Below are 4,885 nucleotides of genomic sequence, written 5' to 3'. Positions count from 1 at the left end.
TCGGCCACCAGCTTGCCGCTGAAGTCGCACACCAGCACGCGCAGCGCAAACGCGTGGCCGTAGCGCTCGGGCGCGGTGAGTGTGTCGATGGCGCGCTGTGCGAGCGCCTGGTGAAAGGCCGGGCCCAGGCCGCGTTCGACCATCAGCTCGGCGCCGAAGCGCGCGGTCTCGGCAGCGGCGATGGCGGCGCAGTCTTCGTCCGTGGCGCCGATCTGCCGGGCGATCTCGGCGACCAGGTCGGTGTCCACCACGTTGCGGTTGGCGTGGGTGATGGTCTCGCCCTGGGCGATCTTGGTCAGCTTGCCCACCATCACGCCCAGCACCACCTCGGGCAGGCCCTGGGCCACCACCTCATCCAACGCGTAGCGCAGGAAGTCGCCCATCTGCACGAAGCAGGCGGCGGGCAGGCCAGGGCGTTCCGCACGCAGCGTCTGCATGGCAAATGTCTCGGTGCGGCCGCCGGTGGTCAGCGCCACCACACCGTGGTCCAGCGTGGCCGCCACCTGGATGCCCTGCACCACGCTGGCCCGCCAGGCGGCGGTGGAATAGGGTTTGACGATGCCGGTGGTGCCCAGGATGCTGATGCCGCCCAGGATGCCCAGCCGCGCGTTGGTGGTCTTCTTCGCCATCTCCTGGCCGCCGGGCACGCTCACGGTGACCTCCAGCCCGTGCTGTGTGAGTAGCCTCGGCGCGGCCTCGCGCAGGTTGTCGGCGATGTTCTGGCGCGGCACCGGATTGATGGCCGGACCGCCCACCGCCAGCCCGAGGCCAGGCAGCGTCACCGTGCCCACGCCGTCGCCGGCCACGAACGCGATCTCACCTGCCTTGCCGGGCAGCAGGCGCAGGTCCACCGTGAGGTGCGCGCCGTCGGTGCAGTCCGGGTCGTCGCCCGCGAACTTCACCACCATGGCGTGGGCGCTGTGCGCATCGCAGCGCCTGTCGTGCACGTCAAAACGCACCCGCTGGCCGTTGGGCAGCAGGCTCTCCATGGCGTCGGGCACCTGCCCGGTTTCCAGCCCCTGCGCCGCGGCCCGGGCGGCCGCGGCCGCGCAGGCGCCGGTGGTGAAGCCGGTTCGTGTACCGCGCGGGGTGGTGCTTTCCATTCAGGCGCCCTCGGCGCGTTGCTGTGCCTCGGCCAGCGCCAGCAGCGCGTGCAGGGCGGCGACCACCAGGGTGGAGCCGCCCTTGCGGCCGCGGATGACGATCCAGGGCACGTCGGCGATCTGCGCCATCAGGTCTTTCGACTCTGCGGCCGACACGAAACCCACCGGCATGCCCACCACCAGGGCCGGGCGCACGCCGTCCTCCATGATCAGCCGCACGAGTTCGATCAGCGCGGTGGGCGCGTTGCCGATGCCGACGACGGCGCCCTGCAGCAGGCCCAGGCGGTGTGCCTTGCGCATGGCCTGCACGGCGCGGGTGGTGTTCTGCGCCTGCGCCTGCGCAATCACGTCGGCGTCGCTGATGAACTGGTGCGTGGACATGCCGAAGTGCGCCAGGCGCGGCCGCGACAGGCCCGAACAGATCATCTCCACATCGGCCACCACGGGGGTGCCTCCGCGCAGCATCGCGGCCACGCCCGCACGCACCGCGCCGGGGTGGAAGTCGGTCAGGCCGTTGAACTCGAAGTCGGCGTTGGCGTGGATCATGCGGCGCACGATCGGCCACTGCTCGGCCGAGTAGGCGTGCCGCCCGGCCTCGGCGTCGATGATGGCGAAGCTGTCGTGCTCGATGGCCTGGCCGGCGGCGGTGAGCTGCTCGGTGACGGTGTTGACCGTGCTCATGCGGCAGCACCCTCGTGCGCATGGCTGTGCACGTGCACCGGGGCGTGCGTGTGCTCGTGGGAGTGCCCATGGCCCATGTCGTGTGCGAGCTCGCGGTAGCTGCAGCCGTCGCAGGGCAGCTTGCTGTCGGGCACACCGGCCAGCAGGTCGTGCACGCGCTGCTCCACCAGTTCGAAGATTTCTTTCTCGAACCCGAAGTGCGTGCCGCAGGCAAAGCGGATCTGCGGGTACTGCGCCCGCAGGTGGTCCACCTGGCGGTGGATGCGCTGCATCAGCGTGCCGGTGTAGAGGTAGTAGGGCAGCACCACCACTTGGCGCAGGCCGATCAGCACCTGCCGCTGCACCACGCGCTCCAGCCGCGGAAAGGTGATGCCGGTGAAGGCCAGGTCCACCAGCTCGTGGTCGCTTTCTTCCTGCAGCCAGCGCGCCATCTTGGCCATGTCGCCGTTGGCGCCACGGTCGGACGAGCCCCGGCCCAGCAGCACCACGCCGGTGGTGGTGGGGTCGGGCATGTCCAGCGTGGCCATGGCCTGGCGCAGGCGGCGCTTGAGGATGGCGAGGATGGGGTCGCAGGCGCTCAGGTGCGGGCCGTAGAGGAACTCGACGCCGGGTGCGTGCTCGCGGGCGTGCTCGATGGCCTCGGGAATCTCCATCTTGGCGTGACCGGCGGCATTCAGGATCAGTGGCAGCACCAGCACGCGGCGCGACGACCGCGCCGCGGCCAGCAGGCCATCGTGCAGCGAGGGCGCGGCAAATTCGATGAAGCAGACCTCGATGCGCCAGGCCGGCTGGCGCGCGCGCCACTGGTCGACGAAGACGCGGATTTCCTGGTTGCCGGTGTCCTCGCGCGAGCCGTGGCCCACCAGCAGGATCGTGGTGTGATTCATGTCGTGGCTTTCCTGAAGCGGTGTGTGAAGCCCGGGTCGTAGAGCCGGGACCGGGTCAGCTCGGGCCAGTGGCGCGCGCCCAGCGTGGGGCTGGCGATCACCATGGCCTGGCTGACGATGCCAGCGTCGCGGCACTGTTGTTTGATGGTGGCCAGCGTGCCGCGCACGATGCGCTCTTCGCCGGGCCAGCTGGCCTTGTGCACCACGAGCACCGGCGCGTCGTCGGACCAGCCGGCGGCGCGCAGGCCGGCTTCCACCTTGTGCAGCAGCGTGATGGACAGAAAGATGCACAAGGTCGTGCGGTGCGCCGCCAGCGCGGCGAGGTCCTCGCCGTCGGGCATGGGCGTGCGGCCTTCCACCCGCGTGAAGATGGTGGTCTGCGTGACCTCGGGCAAGGTGAAACTCTCGACCGCCGCCGCCGCCGAGGCCATGGCCGAAGACACGCCCGGCACCACCGCCACCGGCACGCCCGCGGCGTCCAGCGGCTGCACCAGTTCGATGAGCGTGCCGTAGAGGGCCGGGTCGCCGGTTTGCAGGCGCACCACGGTGTCGCAGCGCGCCGCGTTTGCGATCAGCCAGGCCGACATCTGCTCCAGCGTCATGTCCTTGCTGTCCGCGATCAGGCAACCCGGCGGTGCCCAGCGGGTGGCCGCCTCGTTCACCAGCGAACCGGCGAACAGGATGGCCCCGGCGCGCGCGATCAGGTCGCGCCCCTTGACCGTGACCAGGTCCGGGTCGCCCGGACCCGCCCCCACAAACCAGACCGTTCCGAGGCCCATGGTGTGCCCCCGGTCAGGCGGCCTGGTGCAGACGGCGATCCACCACCGCGCTGCCCTGCAGGCCACGCAGCGTCTTGGCCAGTGCGAGCACGGCCAGATCGATCAGCGGCTCGGCCAGCACCACGCTCATGTAGGCGGCGCCGAAGCTGCCGATGCTCACCAGGTTCTCGGCGCCCAGGCCACGCCCGTAGAGCGCCCAGAAACCCACCCACAGCACGATGCCGCCCTGGTAGGCCAGCGACAGCTTCAGGGCCTGGCCGTAGCGCAGATCCACATAGGCCATCTGGTCGGGAATCACGCGGCGAGCCAGCGCCGCGGTGGCGAACAGCGGCACCAGCAGCGTGGTCACGTTCATACCGTACTGCGGCAGGTCGAAGGGTGCAAAGAACAGGCCCTGGATCAGCAACCCACCCGCCAGCCCGATGGCCGCGGGTGCCGCGCCGAACAGCAGCATCAGCGTGGTGCCCAGGATCAGGTGCACCTCGGACACGCCCACCGGGTGGTGCGGCAGCACCTCGAAAAAGCAGAACACCAGCGCCGTGGCCAGCGCGGCCCGTAACAGCAGGGCCGCTGCGCCGTCCTTTCTGATCGCGTCCGCGGACAGCTTGGCCGTGTAGCCGATGCAGGCGGCCGCCGTGGTGTAGCTCAGGGCGAGCTTGGCCCCGTCCACCAGACCTGGTTCGATGTGCATGAAGTGACTCCTTGGGTTGGATGCGTTGGACACAACGCGGTTAAAAAGTCGGCAAAGACCCAAGGGAGAGGTGAGGACAGGTTCCGTCGGCGAACGGACAGCCCCCGGCGAGCGCACGCGCAGGCGCTGGCACAGACTCGCAAAGCAATGCGAAGGGATGACATGAGAACACCGGCGAAGACCCCTCACCGCCTTCCCCGACGGTGTTTGGGTAATGCGGCTGCGCTTGGGGCGCAGCCTCCTTGTTGGCCGGTATCCGGGCTGACAGAACGTTTCTCAAAGCCTTCCCGGTGTGACCCAGTGGCGAAATTTTGAGAAATGGGGGCCTTGGCAATGCCTTGGACCACCCGTCTGCTTACCGTTGCGGGGGCAGCGCAGGTTAGGTTCGTCCGTGTGGGACTCGCCCTCCTGCTTCCCGTTGAACTGCGATGCCTGAACAGCATCGCGAGCACCAACAGCTTTTATTCTATACCCCCAAAAATTGCTCGGAGCGTTTGAGCGGCAACGTTGCAATCCTAGAGCTCGTGCATCGGAGCATGGAGCACAGGCGAGAGGCTCGTATTGGCTGACACTCCGCACTCCAATGCTGCACTCCTGAAGCTGAAGTGCTTGCTTAGGGCTACGCTGAACAAGCCGTCGAAAATTTCCGCGCAAACCTGGATGACGCAGTTTTTTGGACTTTTATGCCTCTCGCGCGGCCCATTTGGGCAGTTCGCGGGGCGCTGAGGCCCGATTTCCGCCCTT

Annotated in this window: 5 protein-coding genes and 1 riboswitch; all 5 genes read right to left on the bottom strand. The window is 68.6% G+C overall.

Annotated features, from left to right (window positions below):
* The coding region (locus DTW89_RS18700) for a cobalt-precorrin-5B (C(1))-methyltransferase (protein ID WP_114657031.1) at positions 1-1,103 on the bottom strand (1,103 nt) is incomplete at its 3' end.
* Positions 1,104-1,784 carry a precorrin-8X methylmutase gene (locus DTW89_RS18695; protein WP_024814083.1) on the bottom strand — a complete coding sequence of 227 codons (681 nt, stop codon included), beginning with the start codon at positions 1,782-1,784 and terminating at the stop codon, positions 1,104-1,106.
* On the bottom strand, positions 1,781-2,671 hold the full coding sequence (locus DTW89_RS18690; protein ID WP_008906453.1) for a sirohydrochlorin chelatase: 891 nt from the start codon (positions 2,669-2,671) through the stop codon (positions 1,781-1,783). Before DTW89_RS18690 ends, DTW89_RS18695 begins: the two co-directional genes overlap by 4 nt.
* Positions 2,668-3,450, bottom strand: coding sequence for a precorrin-4 C(11)-methyltransferase (gene cobM / locus DTW89_RS18685; RefSeq protein WP_008906454.1), 783 nt, complete (start codon positions 3,448-3,450; stop codon positions 2,668-2,670). Before cobM ends, DTW89_RS18690 begins: the two co-directional genes overlap by 4 nt.
* Positions 3,451-3,463: 13 nt before the next feature.
* A complete protein-coding gene (locus DTW89_RS18680; protein WP_008906455.1) occupies positions 3,464-4,141 on the bottom strand; it encodes an energy-coupling factor ABC transporter permease in 678 nt (225 codons plus the stop codon).
* A gap of 230 nt (positions 4,142-4,371) precedes the next feature.
* Positions 4,372-4,612: riboswitch (cobalamin riboswitch) on the bottom strand.
* Positions 4,613-4,885 lie beyond the last annotated feature (273 nt).

Source organism: Acidovorax sp. BoFeN1 (assembly GCF_003345135.1).
Lineage (GTDB): Bacteria > Pseudomonadota > Gammaproteobacteria > Burkholderiales > Burkholderiaceae_C > Acidovorax > Acidovorax defluvii.
This window is presented reverse-complemented; position numbering and strand designations above follow the sequence as displayed.

Coding starts and splice junctions, on each gene's coding strand:
- DTW89_RS18695 (WP_024814083.1), bottom strand. CDS start 1,784: ATGAGCACGGTCAACACCGTCACCGAGCAGCTCACCGCCGCCGGCCAG.
- cobM (WP_008906454.1), bottom strand. CDS start 3,450: ATGGGCCTCGGAACGGTCTGGTTTGTGGGGGCGGGTCCGGGCGACCCG.
- DTW89_RS18690 (WP_008906453.1), bottom strand. CDS start 2,671: ATGAATCACACCACGATCCTGCTGGTGGGCCACGGCTCGCGCGAGGAC.
- DTW89_RS18680 (WP_008906455.1), bottom strand. CDS start 4,141: ATGCACATCGAACCAGGTCTGGTGGACGGGGCCAAGCTCGCCCTGAGC.